Origin of the sequence: Asaccharospora irregularis DSM 2635 (genome assembly GCF_900129815.1) — a bacterium.
Classification (GTDB): domain Bacteria; phylum Bacillota; class Clostridia; order Peptostreptococcales; family Peptostreptococcaceae; genus Asaccharospora; species Asaccharospora irregularis.
The window spans coordinates 21,328-36,769 of sequence record NZ_FQWX01000010.1; the positions used below are offsets into that span (position 1 = coordinate 21,328).

The 15,442-nt window shown below is 30.6% G+C and carries 16 protein-coding genes; 15 read left to right on the forward strand and 1 reads right to left on the reverse strand.

Annotated features, from left to right (window positions below):
- The 11 genes from BUB34_RS05945 (at position 1) to BUB34_RS05995 (ending at position 11,799) form a co-directional block, all read left to right on the forward strand.
- Entirely contained in the window at positions 1 to 1,119 is a 1,119-nt protein-coding gene (locus tag BUB34_RS05945; protein ID WP_073125313.1) for a hypothetical protein, read from the forward strand.
- A 186-nt stretch (positions 1,120 to 1,305) separates the two neighbouring features.
- Positions 1,306 to 3,051 carry a methyl-accepting chemotaxis protein gene (locus BUB34_RS05950; RefSeq protein ID WP_073125316.1) on the forward strand — a complete coding sequence of 582 codons (1,746 nt, stop codon included), beginning with the start codon at positions 1,306 to 1,308 and terminating at the stop codon, positions 3,049 to 3,051.
- A 126-nt stretch (positions 3,052 to 3,177) separates the two neighbouring features.
- The gene (locus BUB34_RS05955; RefSeq protein ID WP_073125319.1) at positions 3,178 to 5,379 is read left to right on the forward strand and encodes a chemotaxis protein CheA; all 2,202 of its coding nucleotides are present in this window, start codon (positions 3,178 to 3,180) and stop codon (positions 5,377 to 5,379) included.
- Between the two features lie 41 nt (positions 5,380 to 5,420).
- Positions 5,421 to 6,506, forward strand: coding sequence for a protein-glutamate methylesterase/protein-glutamine glutaminase (locus tag BUB34_RS05960; protein WP_073125322.1), 1,086 nt, complete (start codon positions 5,421 to 5,423; stop codon positions 6,504 to 6,506).
- Positions 6,507 to 6,523: 17 nt separating this feature from the next.
- Positions 6,524 to 7,138, forward strand: a complete 615-nt coding sequence (locus tag BUB34_RS05965) for a chemotaxis protein CheC (protein ID WP_073125325.1) — start codon at positions 6,524 to 6,526, stop codon at positions 7,136 to 7,138.
- A gap of 7 nt (positions 7,139 to 7,145) precedes the next feature.
- Positions 7,146 to 7,631, forward strand: a complete 486-nt coding sequence (locus tag BUB34_RS05970; protein ID WP_073125328.1) for a chemotaxis protein CheD — start codon at positions 7,146 to 7,148, stop codon at positions 7,629 to 7,631.
- A gap of 16 nt (positions 7,632 to 7,647) precedes the next feature.
- Positions 7,648 to 8,130, forward strand: coding sequence for a chemotaxis protein CheW (locus BUB34_RS05975; RefSeq protein WP_073125331.1), 483 nt, complete (start codon positions 7,648 to 7,650; stop codon positions 8,128 to 8,130).
- Positions 8,114 to 8,923, forward strand: coding sequence for a CheR family methyltransferase (locus BUB34_RS05980; protein ID WP_073125333.1), 810 nt, complete (start codon positions 8,114 to 8,116; stop codon positions 8,921 to 8,923). The genes BUB34_RS05975 and BUB34_RS05980 overlap by 17 nt, the downstream gene beginning before the upstream one ends.
- Positions 8,924 to 8,946: 23 nt before the next feature.
- Positions 8,947 to 9,300, forward strand: a complete 354-nt coding sequence (locus tag BUB34_RS05985) for a response regulator (protein ID WP_073125336.1) — start codon at positions 8,947 to 8,949, stop codon at positions 9,298 to 9,300.
- 259 nt (positions 9,301 to 9,559) lie between these two features.
- Positions 9,560 to 11,293 (forward strand): sensor domain-containing diguanylate cyclase/phosphohydrolase, encoded by a 1,734-nt coding sequence (locus BUB34_RS05990; protein ID WP_084120232.1) that lies wholly within the window; start codon positions 9,560 to 9,562, stop codon positions 11,291 to 11,293.
- Positions 11,294 to 11,403: 110 nt separating this feature from the next.
- Complete coding sequence (locus BUB34_RS05995) at positions 11,404 to 11,799, forward strand: hypothetical protein (protein ID WP_242948835.1); 396 nt, start codon at positions 11,404 to 11,406, stop codon at positions 11,797 to 11,799.
- Positions 11,800 to 11,863: 64 nt separating this feature from the next.
- Here BUB34_RS05995 and BUB34_RS06000 read toward each other — a convergent pair whose 3' ends face one another.
- A complete protein-coding gene (locus tag BUB34_RS06000; RefSeq protein ID WP_073125343.1) occupies positions 11,864 to 12,754 on the reverse strand; it encodes an ABC transporter substrate-binding protein in 891 nt (296 codons plus the stop codon).
- 294 nt (positions 12,755 to 13,048) lie between these two features.
- Here BUB34_RS06000 and BUB34_RS13535 point away from each other — a divergent pair, with 294 nt between their 5' ends.
- From BUB34_RS13535 to BUB34_RS06015, 4 genes are all read left to right on the forward strand, one after another.
- Complete coding sequence (locus BUB34_RS13535) at positions 13,049 to 13,426, forward strand: hypothetical protein (RefSeq protein ID WP_242948836.1); 378 nt, start codon at positions 13,049 to 13,051, stop codon at positions 13,424 to 13,426.
- Positions 13,410 to 13,883 (forward strand): hypothetical protein, encoded by a 474-nt coding sequence (locus BUB34_RS13540; RefSeq protein WP_242948837.1) that lies wholly within the window; start codon positions 13,410 to 13,412, stop codon positions 13,881 to 13,883. The genes BUB34_RS13535 and BUB34_RS13540 overlap by 17 nt, the downstream gene beginning before the upstream one ends.
- Before the next feature lie 178 nt (positions 13,884 to 14,061).
- Positions 14,062 to 14,466 carry a large-conductance mechanosensitive channel protein MscL gene (gene mscL / locus BUB34_RS06010; protein ID WP_073125346.1) on the forward strand — a complete coding sequence of 135 codons (405 nt, stop codon included), beginning with the start codon at positions 14,062 to 14,064 and terminating at the stop codon, positions 14,464 to 14,466.
- Between the two features lie 206 nt (positions 14,467 to 14,672).
- A complete protein-coding gene (locus BUB34_RS06015; RefSeq protein ID WP_073125349.1) occupies positions 14,673 to 15,434 on the forward strand; it encodes a SagB/ThcOx family dehydrogenase in 762 nt (253 codons plus the stop codon).
- The last annotated feature ends 8 nt before the right edge of the window (positions 15,435 to 15,442 follow it).

Here is a 15,442-nt window from a genome sequence, read left to right on the forward strand (position 1 = left end):
ATGGCGAAAATGTTAAAAAGTAAATACAATAGTAGTGGAGAACGATGTGTAGATGCTTGTCTAAATTATGGAGGACTAAGATATACAAATGAAGATGGATCGCCTATCAAGATAGAAATACCTTGTGACAGATATGAAGAAGCTATAAGTGATTTTGAAGACAGGATTAAAGAAGGATTAACTGAAACTATTATGAATCCAAAGGAAATATTAGTTAGGGGAAACATTACATACAACCAAGCAAAATCTATAGCAATTGAAGGAAAGGTAAGAGGATTAGACTTTTTTGAAATCGATGGAAGTGTAGAGTGTGATCATATACTTGGTATATCGGGAAGTATAGAGTATGCCTTGGCAATATGGAATGGCAGTACAAAGGATGAAGCACTTCTAAAAGCAGTAGTTAGATCAATAAAAATATATGGAGAAGATTTTATAAAAGAGTTGACTTTAGATGAAAAGGTAGATAAATCATTATATATGAGGTTTGCAAAAGGGTTGTACTCAGTAGAAAATATGATTGATGTGGATTTATATGTATGTAAGAATTATGGTATAGACAATGAAATTTACTTTGAGGACTTAGACCCAAAAGAAAAGGTAATTAAAAATATGAATCTACCACTTGGAGTTTTAGGCGCATTCTTAGGATTTATATTGGTGCAAGTGCCGACTAATTTTGGACAAAATATCGAAAATAAAATGTTGTATCTAGCACTTACTATTACAGTAATGTTTATATTTATGATGATATTCATAAAGGGCATTAAATTTGCAAAAGATAAGTATGTACAAAATAGTACTTACTTAATAATGGAAATGTTTAATGACGAGTTGGAAAAATCTTGTTATGAAAATTTATTGACTGAAAAAGAATATAAGTTGATATTAAAAAATATAACAAGAGGAGAGGTTTCAAAGTTACTTTTGGATATGAAAGGTAGTGTAAATAAAAAGTTATCTTGTAACACTATAGTCACCAAAGAAACTAAGTTTACCTTAGATGCGAGAAGAATGGTTGTGTTACCTAGTGAATTTGAAATCATACAAATGGTATCAAAGCTTGTTGGAACATACCAAGACAAGCTTGCTAATGATTACAATGTAAATAATGTATAAAAGTGAAGTGTATGAGGCTACTATACCTAAAATATAGTAACTTCATACACCTTATTTTTTTACAAAAATTTATTTTAAATTAATGAAAATATAAAGTTATGTATATTTATGTCGTAATAATATACTAGAAGAATTACTATATTATTCAACCAAAATAATAACATAAAAAGTGGGAGAGGAATTTAAATGAGAAAAATTAGATTTAAAGATTTAAAGGTAGGGCAAAAGATAACAATAGCTTTTGTAACTGCTATTATACTTACAACAATTGCGAGTCTAAGTGTGTTATTTAATTTAAAAAAGGTAGCTAGCTTGGGTGATAGGTTATATGAAGAATCTTATAAATTAACAAACAGTGCTTTAGAAATTAGAAGGGATATAGTATCCATAGATCAAAATATTATGAACGAGCTTATGGTACAAAATCCGGCTGATACAGAGTATGAAGCCGCTGTAATAGGCAGCATTGATAAAATTAATAATAAAATACAAGCGATGAAAAGTATACCAGGGTCAGATAAGGGTTTAATTACTAAACTAGAGGCCTCAATAAACAACTTAGAAGGTGAATTCAATAAAGTTAATGATGCTATAAAGCGAGGAGATTATGAAGCGGCAAAAGAAATGGTTATAAACCAGAACCTAGAGTATTTTTCAGCATATGGTGAATCTTTAGGAAGTGCAAACAACTTATATGAGGAGTCAAAGAGTGATGCTAAAAACTTCCATAATGTCATACATCGTACAGTAAATAAATCTATTATCACATCAGGAGTATTAATTGGAATAAGTATAATTGCAGAAGTTGGTATATGCTTAAATATAACAATAAGATTAAAGAAACCAATTAAGGAAATTGAAGAAGTATCAAATAAAATGGCTGATGGTGACTTTGATATATATATAGAGTACGAGTCAGAGGATGAATTTGGTGTGTTATCTAACTCAATGACTCAAATGAGTGAAATAATAAGAGAAATTATAAATGATACTGTTCGTGTTTTAGGAGAGATATCCGTAGGAAACTTTAATGTTAAACCAGAGGCTAATTATATAGGTATATTTGAAAATATTGAACATTCTATAAATAAAATTACAGAGGATTTAAGTGAGACAATGTCACAGATAGATGCAGCTTCACAAGAAGTTGAGGCAGCATCTGAACAAGTAGCGGGTGGATCTCAAATGTTATCACAAGGTGCAACTGAACAAGCAAGTGCAATAGAAGAATTATCTGCAACCATTACAGAAATATCTAACAAGATAAAGGAAACTGCAAATAACGCTTCAGAGGCAAATGTATTATCAGTAAGTGCAGGTCATGAAGTTGAAGATGGTAATGAACAAATGAAACATATGATTAAAGCTATGGAAGAAATCTCATTTACATCTAATGAAATAGGTAGAATAATAAAGACAATAGATGATATAGCATTCCAAACTAATATACTAGCACTAAATGCTGCTGTTGAGGCTGCTAGAGCAGGTTCTGCTGGTAAGGGGTTTGCTGTTGTTGCTGATGAGGTAAGAAACCTTGCCGCTAAATCAGCAGAAGCCGCTAAAAATACAGCTACACTTATTGAAAACTCAATAAAGGCAGTTGATAATGGAACTAGTATTGTTGATAATACAGCCCAGTCTCTACAAAGAATAATTGATACAACTAATAAAACTATAGTATTGATAGATGAGATAGCTCAATCATCTGAAGAACAAGCAAGTTCTATTACACATGTAACATTAGGTGTAGAACAAATATCTGAAGTAGTTCAAACCAATTCAGCTACATCAGAAGAAAGTGCTGCAGCTAGTGAGGAATTAAGTGGACAAGCACAAATGTTGAGAGGGCTTATAGAGAATTTCAACTTAAAGGAAACGTACAACTCTAATAAAAAGAGTTCCGAGAAACATATGAATTTTAATGTCAACTAATCTGATTTTTTAAATAAGCTACTTTGTATATCTTAAAATGGAAGCTTTTAAGCTTCCATTTTTAGAAATTTTAGATATAGATGGATAGATAAGTATTAAGTTTATAAATTATAAAGGAGAAAAAATATGAGCGGAATGGATTCTTTAACTGAATTTTATGTTCAAGAAAATATGCAACTACTGGGACAGCTAGAGGAAACCCTACTTGCAGGGCAATCAGCTGACGGTGGCTTAGAAAAAAAGGAAATTGAAGAAATATTTCGTACAATGCACACAATAAAAGGTGCTTCAGCCATGATGGGGTACGATAGTTTGACAAAGCTTACTCATAGTATAGAGGATGTTTTTGATGAAATACGTAATGGACTTGAACTTTCACATGATAAATGGGAAGAATTAATAGACCTTGTATTAGATATTATAGATTTTCTAAAGGAAGAAATCTCAAATGTAAATGAAGGATTGCTTCCAGAATCTAGTATAGACGATCTGCATGAAAAAGCTGTAGGATTTTTAAAACATGCTAAAAATGATGGAAATGATGAAAGTGTTTCTGAAGAGGCAATCAGCATAGAATTACCAGGAGAAGATACTACAGTTTCTGAACAGCCAACTCAATCATCTGATGAGAGACATTTAAGAGTAAATGTTTTCTTTGAAAACGGATGTGCAATGGAATCGATCAGAGCACTTGGAGTAACTACTATGGTAGAAGGAATGTGCACCATAGAAAAAACTATACCTGAGGATTTAAGTTCAGACTGTGATGATGAGATAGCTAAAGATGGATTCAGTATGTTTATAAAAGCAGGTCAGGATATTAGTGGAATTGAAAAGACTATTCAAGAAACTATGTTTTTAAAGAACTATGAAATTGTAGACATAGTAGATGATATCTCCAAAGAAAATGTAAACAGTGGACCAGATGTAAATAATGAAGAAAATGCAATTAATGAGTCAGTTATAAGTGTAGAAAGCGATATAATAGTTCAAGAAGACTTGAAAATTATAGATAAACCAGCTGAAAAACAAGAAGAAATACCTAAAGAGAAAGAGGTTCACAAGGAAGAAGAGGTTCATAAACAAGAAGAGGTTCATAAACAAGAGCATGAACCTGCTAAGCCAGTAAAAAAAGAACAACACAATAATTCGCATGCACAAACTAAAAACAGTTATTTAACAGTAAACATAAACAAAATTGATATTCTTATGAACTTAGTAGGTGAAATTGTTACTACAGAATCAATGGTAGAAAAACAATCAAAATTAGAAAACTTTGATTTAGATAATTTTGAAAAACAGGCTAGAAGATTACATCAACTAACAAATGAGCTACAAGATGTAGTTATGTCTATTCGTATGGTACCTATATCATCTACTTTTACTAAGATGCAAAGAGTAGTAAGAGACATGAGCAAAAAGACTGGCAAAGAGGTTGATTTAGTATTAATAGGTGAACAAACTGAGGTAGACAAAAATATCTTAGAAAATATTTCAGATCCTCTTATGCATATGATAAGAAACAGTATGGATCATGGTATAGAGACACCAGAAGAACGTAGAAAAACTCCTAAGCCAGAAAAAGCTACCATTACATTAGAGGCTAAAAATACTGGTGGGGATGTTGTTATTATAATAAAAGATGACGGTAGAGGATTAAATAAAGAGGCTATTGTCAAAAAAGCAACTGAAAAAGGTATTACAACAAAAAATATCGAAGATATTAGCGATAAAGAAGCCTACAATTTTATACTATCACCGGGGTTCTCTACTAAAGAGGCTGTAACAGAGTATTCTGGACGTGGGGTAGGAATGGATGTTGTTTATACAAATATCCGTAAGTTAAGAGGTTCTATAAGCATAGATAGTGAACCTGGAAAAGGTACAATGTTTATAATGCGTATTCCACTAACATTAGCTATTGTAGATGGAATGAAAGTAAAAATAGGAGATGAAATATACATTATTCCATCACTTAATATAAAAGAAGTATTTAGACAAGGAGCTTATGAAATTGTTCAAAACCCAAATGGAGAAGAACATAGTATTATAAGAGGACAGTGTTATGAAATTTGTAGGTTATCAAATATATTGGGATTAGAAGAAAAGAATACTGAAGAAGGAATAATGGTATTGGTAGAGTCAGAGATGGGAAATGTCTGTATAATTGTAGATAGTATAATTGGACAGCAACAGGTTGTAATAAAACCAATACCGACACTACTTACAAAGTTTGAAAAAGTTCAAGCTTATATGTCAGGCTGTTCAATACTAGAAGATGGTTCTATAGGTCTTATATTTGATGTGAATGCAGTTATAAATAGATAAACTGGTAAAACAGAATAGATATTCAAAAGGAGATATACTTTATGGAGGGCAACAAAAAAATAAAAGTATTGGTAATTGATGACTCTATTATGTTTCGTCGTGTTATAGCAAAAAATCTCCAAGAACATCCAGGATTAGAGGTAGTGGCAACGGCTAAAGATTCATATGATGCAAGGGACAAGATATTACAATTTAAGCCAGATGTATTAACATTAGATATAGAAATGCCAGGGATGAATGGGATTGAGTTTTTGAAGATACTAATGGATCAATACCCTCTCCCTACGATTGTTATTAGTGGTGCTGATGGTAAATGTTTTGAAGCTATAAGTGCTGGAGCTGTTGGATTTGTTGAAAAGCCAAATGCAAACACAATGAGTGAATTTTCTAATGATTTAGCAGAAAAAATAAAAGAAGCATCTTTTGCTAAGCTAGATAGAAAGAAATACTCTAAAGATGATTCATCAAGAGCTGATCAGGTAATAGAGAAAAGAAATACGATTAATAATGAAAAATCGATAGAGAGTAGCAATAAAGATATAATAGCCATTGGGGCCTCTATGGGTGGAGTAGAGGCGATAGGAAAGTTATTAAGTGAACTTCCGCTTGGACTACCTGGAATTGTTATTACTCAGCACATGCCACCCATTTTTACAGAAAAGTATGCAGAGCGTTTAAATAGGCAGTGCTTGATAAATGTAGAAGAAGGAAAAAATGGTCAAGAGGTAAAAAGCGGATATGCATACATAGCCCCAGGCGGGTTACAAATGGGTATTATAAAAAAACATAATAAATATATATTAGAAATTAAACAAGGTGAGAAAGTTAGTGGTCATTGTCCATCAGTTGATTATTTATTTGATTCTGTAGCTAAAGCAGCCAAATCAAGTGCTATAGCTGTAATTTGTACAGGTATGGGGTCTGATGGGGCAAAGGGACTGCTTAATATAAAAAAGGCAGGGGGATATACAATTGGGCAAAATAAAAGCTCGTGTGTAGTATATGGAATGCCTATGGTAGCAAAAAATATGGGAGCGGTATTAAAGGAAACTTCCTTAGAAATGATCCCAAATGCAATATTAAATCAATTAAAAAAAAGGCAATTAAGCGCAAAATCTAGGAATTAGATAGAAAGTAGGTATATATGAAAATTGAATGTGATAAATTAAATGTATTTCGTGAGATTAGTAATATAGGTTCAGGTAATGCATCAACTTCATTAGCTTTGATGATTAATGAAATGGTTGATATAGGTATACCTAAAAGTGATATGGTTAAGTTTTCAGATATAACTAATGGTTATAGCTCACCTGAAGAATTAGTTGTAGGAACTGTACTGCAACTTTCAGGAGATATGGAAGGATTTATAATGGTTATCATGAAGATAGAGTCTGCACTTAATTTATTATCAAAGGTCTCAGGTCAAGAAATAAAATGTGATATAAATGATTATGATTCAGTTTGCAAGGAACTAAATCCTATAGGGGAAATTTGCAATATACTTTGTGGTACATACCTAACAGCAATATCTGATATGACAAACTTAAGTATAAGCCCGTCAATACCTTATTTTAGTGTAGATATGGTTATGGCAATTATGAACTTGCCGATATCATTATATGGACCAGTTAGCGATAAAATCTTGGCAATTGAAACAGAATTCTTCACGACTGACAGAGAAATAGATGGAAAGTACTATTTTATACCAAAAGTTGAGTCGTGCAATAAATTGTTATCCTCATTAGGGTTTGCTGTTTAGGTGAAATATGGATAACGTAACAGTAGGTATAGCAGAGTACAAGATTGTTAAAGCACCTAGTAAAATTATGACTATAGGACTTGGGTCTTGCTGTGGAGTAGTACTTTATGATGATATAAATAAGATTGCAGGGTTAGTTCATATTTTACTTTCGGAGTCTATCAATGGTGGAAATATACAAAATAAATCTAAGTATGCAGATACAGGAATTACTTTATTATATGAGCAAATGAAAAAATCTGGTGCAAATTCTAGGTTTATAAAAGCAAAATTAGCTGGTGGAGCACATATGTTTAATTTTAATAATCCAGGAAATAGTATATTCACTATTGGAGAGAAAAATGTAAAAGCATGTAAAGAAACACTAGCAAAATTAAACATTTCTATTGTTTCTGAAGATGTATTAGGAACTAGTGGAAGGACTATTATTTTTGATACTATGACAAGTAAACTTTGTATCAAAAGTGTTGGAAAAGCTGAAAAATTTATCTAAAAGGAGGAGATTATTTATGAGTACAAATGACGAAATGATAGATAATAAGTTAGATGATTTGTACATGGTTTTTATTATAAATGACAAAAAGTATGCATTATCATCAAAGTATATTATAGAAATTATTGAAATGTTACCTATAACAAAAGTTCCATTCCTTCCTAAATATATGAAGGGTATAATAAACTTAAGAAGTACAATTATTCCTGTAATGGATACTAGAATGAGATTTGATATGGAACCAATTGATTATAATGAAAGAACTTGCATTATTATAATTGAACATGAAACGGACAAGATAGGTTTGATAGTAGATGCCGTAAATGAAGTTATAAATATTTCACCTGATAAGAGTATGAAAATGAACTCAAGTAAAGATGGAGTTAAGCAGAATTTTATTAAGGGTGTAAGTGAAATAAATAATGAAGTTCAACTAATACTAGACTGTGAATCACTAGTTAGAATTGTAGAGGAAACAAACGATGGAATTGACGAATAATGACTTTACAAGATTGAAAAATTACATGTATAATAATTACGGGATAAATCTTGAGAAAAAGAGAACACTTATAGAAACAAGGCTGGCATTAGTTGTAAGACGTTTAGGGTTTGAGAGTTTTAAAGATTATACGGATAGTTTGATGAAAGATAAAACAGGTGAGTATGCATCTGTTTTAGTAGAAAAATTGACGACAAATTTTACATATTTTATGCGTGAAGAGATGCACTATGATTTTTTAAGAGATCAAGTATTTATACCTGGCTTGAAAAAAACGCCTATTGGGGGACTAAAAATATGGTCTGCAGCTTCATCGACGGGTGAAGAGGCCTACTGTATCGCAATGTTAGCATCCTCCGTATTTGGTAGAAGTGCAAAGTTAAAGGTTTCTATATTAGCATCTGATATATCTAGTGGTGTTTTAAAGCATGCTAAAACGGGTATTTATTCCAACGATAAAATTTCCAAACTACCTCAATTGTGGGTAAAAAATTATTTCAAGCAACTAAATGATAGTAGTTATGTAGTTGTAGATGATATAAAAAATTTAGTTGAATTTAAATATTTTAACCTAAACGATAATTTGGGCTGGTATAATGGTAAGTATGATGTTATTTTCTGTAGAAATGTTATGATTTATTTTGATAATCCCACAAAACAGAAATTATCTCAAAAATTATATGAATCACTTAAGCCAGGCGGATATTTGATAATAGGAATGTCTGAGAATTTATCTAATTTACAAACCGACTTTGAACGTGTGAAGCCCTCGGTTTATAGAAAAAGATTATAATTGTTAAAAATGGAGGAAATGTAATGAAAAGAGTATTAATAGTTGATGATGCAGCATTTATGCGTATGTCTATTAAAAATATGCTTGCAAATTATGAGTTTGAAGTAGTTGGGGAAGCTGAAAATGGTATACAAGCAATTGAAAAATATCAAGAGTTACAACCAGATATTGTAACTATGGATATCACTATGCCGGAATTAGATGGAATACAAGCGTTAAGAGAAATCAAAAAACTTGATCCTTCTGCATCAGTAGTTATGGTATCAGCATTAGGTCAAGAGGCTAGAATGAAAGAGGCAATTATTTACGGAGCAAAAGGTTTTATTGTAAAACCTTTTAAAGAAGAATTGCTTATATCTGCTTTGTCTAAATTATAAGAATGAAACTACAGGGAGATGTGTATACATCTTCTTTTTTTTGTTTTTGGAATAATTGTATTCACTCAAACTTTATAATATAATAATAAAGGATATAATAGCGGATATGTATAAGATATTTAATTGAAGAAAGTAGAAGTTTCTTGGTATAAAATATTAATCAATTAAATTCTAATGTGGTTAATATTTATTTCACGACGGCAATATTGGGTATACAATAGGGGAGGGCATTTAATTATAATGAAATGGGGGAATAATTTTGGAGTTAATAACTCAAATATTTGAATTTATAGAATTTCCAATATGGATAAAAGATGAGTATAATGAGATTATATTTATAAACAAGTCTTTTAAAATGAGTTTTAATATAGATTTATCATTAGGGGATATATCAAATGAAGTGATAAAAACTATAAGGAATATAGAAGAATCTACAAAGAATATATTGACGAGAGAGGATAATATATCAAGCTCTATTATTTTAAATAACAAGAGGTATAAACATATCACATTTTCATACCCAGAGACTCCAAACAAACTAGTTAGTATGTTATTAGAAACATCAAATGATGTTGAATTTGAAAAAATTTCGTATGAAAAAGATATACTAAGACTAGCAATAGATAATATACCAGAACTGATTTTTTATAAGGATAAAAATCTAAGGTATGTAGGTGTAAATAAAGAATGTGAAAAATTTTATACTGATAGGGGAGTGCTTAGTGTAATAGGCAAGACTGACTTAGAACTTCCTTTAGATAAAAATTTTATAGAAACCTGTAATAAGCACGATAAAATAGTTATAGAATCAAAGGAAACATTATATGTAGAGGAGTGTATTCATACAGAAAATAGTGATGAATGCAATATCTTTGAGACAGTTAAGACACCCATAATAAAAAATGACGGTAGTGTTTGGGGGTTAGTTGGTGTCGTTAGAGATATAACAGAACAAAAAAAGCTTGAGAAAAAACTTAGATACTTAAGTTATACAGATAGACTTACAGATTTATATAATAGGGCGTATTTTGATAAAAAAATAGAGGAGATAATAGAAAAAAAGAACTTTCCTATAGGAGTAATAATAGGAGATGTAAACGGCCTTAAGATGGTAAATGATACAATTGGCCACCTAGAGGGGGATCTTTTACTAAAAGAAATGTCAAAGGTTCTCACAAAAGCCTGCCCAGATAAGGGGATGGTATTTAGATGGGGTGGTGATGAATTTGTTACTGTTTTGCCGAATTCATCTGAGTCAGAGTGTAGAAGTATTATGAGTAAAGTAAATGAACTGTGCAATAAACAAAAATATGACAATTTTAAGCTAAGCATAGCACAGGGGTTTTCATTATACAATGAAAAGGACTCTATAGATGAGGTATTAAGGGAGTCAGAGGATAAAGTATATAGGCAGAAAATACTAGACAATAAAAGTGTCCGTATGTCCATGGTATCAACTTTGAAACAGACTCTTCAAAACAAGAATATAGAAACTGAAGATCATACTAAAAGAGTAGGAGAATATTGTATAAAGGTAGGAAAAAAATTAGGATTAGATGAAGAAACTATAAATACATTGGCCTTAGTAGCAAGGCTTCATGATATAGGTAAAACAGGAATACCTGAAGATATTTTATTAAAACCTGGAAAGTTAACGGATGATGAATATGAGATAATGAAAACACACTCAGAAAAAGGGTATAGATTAGCACTTTTAATGCCGGAACTTAGTCATATAGCAAGAGGGATTTTGACTCACCACGAGAGATGGGATGGAAAAGGATATCCCTTAGGGCTTAGAGGTGAAGAGATACCGCTTATTGCTAGGATAGTATCTGTCGTAGATGCATATGATGCCATGACAAATAGTAGTATTTACAAAAAATTAGTGGATAAAAATTTGGCGATAAAAGAACTGAAATCTTGCTCTGGTAAGCAGTTTGATCCTAAGATTGTTAATGTATTTTGTGAGATACTTATAGAAGAATCATAATTTTATTAACAGATAAATAACTCTTATATAACGTAAATATAACATAATTTCCTTATATCTAGTATACAATTATCTTGAGATAAAAAAAATAAAGTAATTGGAGTGGTATTATGCTTACGGCTACTGATTTTATTAATGATGAAGTTAAAATGAGAGAAATCTCGGACTTAAAAATGTTTAATAAGACAGAAGGTGCAAACAAGATATACCAGAAAAAGGAATATATCATATTAGAGGTTAAAAAAGGGTATATAGTATATAATACCAAGAAGGAATTTGAAAATGGTCATACACATCTTCGTAGTTTTCAAATGGCGAAAACAGTTATAGACAATAGTATAAGCAAGAAAAGACCTAAAACAAATGATAGATATTTACTAGAAAGTCATATAAGAATTACCTGTGATAGTAAGTACAAAAAGACATTAGAGGAAATCTTGACTGCTAAATTAAATAAAACAAAGGATAATAAATATTATAACAGGAGTTATTACAGTTTATGCTAATATAAAGTGTTTGAGTAATTTCCCCAGTCATCATTTAATTTTTAATGTCGACTGGGGTATAATATTATCTATTATATACAACACATTCATATGGTATAGGAGAACTTAACCTATTATTGGATATTAAAATATTTTCTATTAGTATAAAACTTTTTTTATCGAGCAATAAATCTCTTCCCCATGTATTCTGTTTTTTATATATGTCTATTATAGATGACAGTACTGAAATATTTATTGACGGAAATTGAGAAGATATAAGTTTTGCTACATCTTTAGAGAGATTATTATTTACATAGTCTATTCCCATTTGAACTGCATTTTTAAACGAATTTATTATATCTGGATATTTAATAGTATATGAGTCAAGGGCACAAAGGGTAGTATATGGAATGTAACCTGAATCTAGTCCTAGAGGTTTTATAATATGGAAGTCATAATTTGATACCAAATTTGTTGCAGCTGGCTCAAATTCAACTGTATAATCTCCATACCCAGCTGAAAATATATCAGCAGTTTTATTAAATGGTATAGATTTATTTATATTAACATCTGTTTCAGGATTTACACAGTTATTTTTTAAAATATATTCTAGGATAATTTCAGGCATACCATCATTTCTACTTCCCAATATAGTTTTTCCTTTAACATCATTCCAATTAAAATTATCATGGAAATACCTAGAAACTAAAAAATTGCCAGGACGGTTGGTCAATTTTGCAAAATTCAATACATTTTTATTAGACTTTTCGTTGTAAAGATAAAGAGTGCTTTCAGGTCCAACAATACCTATATCTGAATACCCTAGTAGTAATGATTTTGTTGCATTATCGCTTCCGAATTCTGTTTTTAAATTAATATCCAATCCTTCTTTTTTGAAATATCCATTTTCTATAGAGACATATATCGGTGCATAGAAAATGGAGTGGTCGGCCTCGCTTACAATTATACTTTTCATAATACCTCCTAGTTGTTATGATTTTTTGACATATAGGGAGGTTCCTTATATGTATTTCATCAAGATGTTTTATTATATTCAATGTGTTGTAAAATGGTTCACTTATTAGATCATATGTAATGGATTATGCCTCAAAAATAAAGAATATGAATGTATATAAAGAATCTAAAAAATTAGCATATTATGTATACTTTGAATTTATTAATAGTCTGATTCATATAATATAGACTATAATTAAGGTATGGAAATAAATTATATTTGATCTTTGTACAGATATTAAAAGGATGTGTTTAAATGAATATGCAAAAATATGATAAAGACAAGCCAAGGCTAGTTAATTCTATTGTATGCGCGATAGATACATTAGGTTTTTCTCAAATGATTTCAAATTCCTGTGAAAGCGGGTATGGCGACAAACTACTTAGAGAAATAAACTATCTTATAAATAAAAACAAACAATGTATAATTCCTAATAAGTATAGTCAAGGAAAAATAAAAATCTTTACCGATAATATGGTTGTTGCATACCCTATAAAAGGAGATGGAGAAGAAGAGTTGGACGAGATACTTCAAAATGTATCAGAGTATCAGTTCAACTTAGCACTAGAAGGTCTTTTTGTAAGAGGAGGGGTAAGTGTAGGTGATTTTTACATAAATGAGGATCATAAATGAGGATATAGTTTTTGGACCAGCTCTTTTAGATGCTCACCATATAGAAAGTACTGTTGCCTGTTATCCTAGAATTATTTTGGATGAAAAAACTGTAGAGAGGGTACAGAAGTATATAAATTACTACGATGTTGCCCCACAAAAAGGAAAGATACTAATTGACAGTGATGGACAGTGGTTTTTAAATTATTTAAGTACTATTTTTAAATATTATACAGAATGTAACAACGAATATGAATTTGAAAGGGTTCAGTTTGGATTGCTACTAAAGCATAAACAAAAAATTGAAGAATTATTATTTGAGTACAAGGAAGACATAAGGGTTTGGGATAAATATGTTTGGACTGCTAACTACCATAACTATTTCTGTGATTTACATTTTCCAGGAGAAAGAGATTTAAAGATATCTAGAAAGACACTACTTTCGTGGCCTAGGGAGATTTCGAATGGTGATTTTTAGTGAACAAGTAAATTATTTACAAAAATAGACTTAAGGTAATGGTATTTAGTTTAAAAATATATAAATTTGGGTAATAATTAGTATAATTGACACTTATGTTTAGGTAAATTATAATTTGTATAATTATTACAATATAGAAATAATAAATATTTTAAATTTTACGAAAGAAGGTATTTGTATGCTTAAGGAGTTTAAAGAATTTGCTGTAAAGGGCAATGTTATTGATCTTGCCGTAGGGGTTGTAATTGGTGGTGCCTTTGGGAAAATAGTTACTTCGTTAGTTAACGATATTATTATGCCAGCTATAGGAGTTTTACTTGGAGGCATTAATTTTACTGATTTAAAATATGTAATTACTCCTGCAAGTGGAGATATTGCGGAGTCAGCAATTTTATACGGTTCTTTTATTCAGTCTATAGTAGACTTTCTAATAATATCATTTTCTATTTTTATGTTTGTTAAGCTTATTTCTCTAATGAAGAAAAAAGAAGTAGCGGTTGATGTAGAACCTGAACCAGAAGTATCTAGCAAAGAGGCGGTATTGCTTGAAGAAATTCGTGATCTATTAAAGGCAAACAATTAGAAAATTTTGAAGGATTAAATATTTATGGGAACTAGAATCTTAATAGAGAGGCTAGCTCCCATATTTATATGTGATAGTATAAGGGTAATATATAAAAGATGAGATTGAATAAAATAAAAACCAAGTGTATAATTTCTAAAGAAGAGTAAAAATTGAAGTTATAATAGCGATATTTATGTCGAATATATCAAAAAGGAGGATTAGTTATGGCAAGATATAAACAACAGAGAGATTTTTTGAAATCTAATTTCAATGAATTTAAAAATATAAAAACCGATAGGATGATGAAGATAGAACAACCACCTATTGTTAAACCATATGATAAATCATCTAAGATTATTGACCTACCAGAGGTTAGTGAAAAGGTTGTAAAAAATAATGATATATATAAATGTATAAAAGAAAGAAGAAGTACGAGATTTTATAGTGATGAGTCGATTAGTCTTGAGGAGTTATCATATTTACTATGGGCTACTCAGGGGATTACAACTACTAACAAGGCAGGAATTACATTAAGAACAGTTCCATGTAGTGGGGCAACACATTCGTTTGAAACGTATTTATTTATAACAAATGTTGAAGGAGTAAAGACAGGGGTTTATAGATACCTACCAGTAGAACATAAGCTACTATTTATGTTTGAATTAGACGGGATAGATAAAAAAATTGATGAGATTACTTTGGATCAACCCTTTGTTCCTAATTTTGCCAAGAAAGCAGCTGTACTATTTGTATGGAGTACTATTCCATACAGATCAGAGTGGAAGTTTGATATTACAGCTCATAAAAAGATTTTAATAGATATCGGTCATGTATGTCAGAATCTTTATTTAGCAAGTGAATCTATTGAGTCAGGAACTTGTGCTATAGGTATATATGACCAAGAAATGATAGATAGCCTTCTAGGACTAGATGGAGACGAAGAGTTTGTATTATATCTTGCTGCAGTAGGAAAGAAGAGGGATTAATTTAATAT

Excerpts from the sequence above, each read along its gene's own strand:
- BUB34_RS05945 (WP_073125313.1), top strand. The coding sequence starts at position 1 with ATGGCGAAAATGTTAAAAAGTAAATACAATAGTAGTGGAGAACGATGT.
- BUB34_RS05950 (WP_073125316.1), top strand. The coding sequence starts at position 1,306 with ATGAGAAAAATTAGATTTAAAGATTTAAAGGTAGGGCAAAAGATAACA.
- BUB34_RS05955 (WP_073125319.1), top strand. The coding sequence starts at position 3,178 with ATGAGCGGAATGGATTCTTTAACTGAATTTTATGTTCAAGAAAATATG.
- BUB34_RS05960 (WP_073125322.1), top strand. The coding sequence starts at position 5,421 with ATGGAGGGCAACAAAAAAATAAAAGTATTGGTAATTGATGACTCTATT.
- BUB34_RS05965 (WP_073125325.1), top strand. The coding sequence starts at position 6,524 with ATGAAAATTGAATGTGATAAATTAAATGTATTTCGTGAGATTAGTAAT.
- BUB34_RS05970 (WP_073125328.1), top strand. The coding sequence starts at position 7,146 with ATGGATAACGTAACAGTAGGTATAGCAGAGTACAAGATTGTTAAAGCA.
- BUB34_RS05975 (WP_073125331.1), top strand. The coding sequence starts at position 7,648 with ATGAGTACAAATGACGAAATGATAGATAATAAGTTAGATGATTTGTAC.
- BUB34_RS05980 (WP_073125333.1), top strand. The coding sequence starts at position 8,114 with ATGGAATTGACGAATAATGACTTTACAAGATTGAAAAATTACATGTAT.
- BUB34_RS05985 (WP_073125336.1), top strand. The coding sequence starts at position 8,947 with ATGAAAAGAGTATTAATAGTTGATGATGCAGCATTTATGCGTATGTCT.
- BUB34_RS05995 (WP_242948835.1), top strand. The coding sequence starts at position 11,404 with ATGCTTACGGCTACTGATTTTATTAATGATGAAGTTAAAATGAGAGAA.
- BUB34_RS06000 (WP_073125343.1), bottom strand. The coding sequence starts at position 12,754 with ATGAAAAGTATAATTGTAAGCGAGGCCGACCACTCCATTTTCTATGCA.
- BUB34_RS13535 (WP_242948836.1), top strand. The coding sequence starts at position 13,049 with ATGAATATGCAAAAATATGATAAAGACAAGCCAAGGCTAGTTAATTCT.
- BUB34_RS13540 (WP_242948837.1), top strand. The coding sequence starts at position 13,410 with ATGAGGATCATAAATGAGGATATAGTTTTTGGACCAGCTCTTTTAGAT.
- mscL (WP_073125346.1), top strand. The coding sequence starts at position 14,062 with ATGCTTAAGGAGTTTAAAGAATTTGCTGTAAAGGGCAATGTTATTGAT.
- BUB34_RS06015 (WP_073125349.1), top strand. The coding sequence starts at position 14,673 with ATGGCAAGATATAAACAACAGAGAGATTTTTTGAAATCTAATTTCAAT.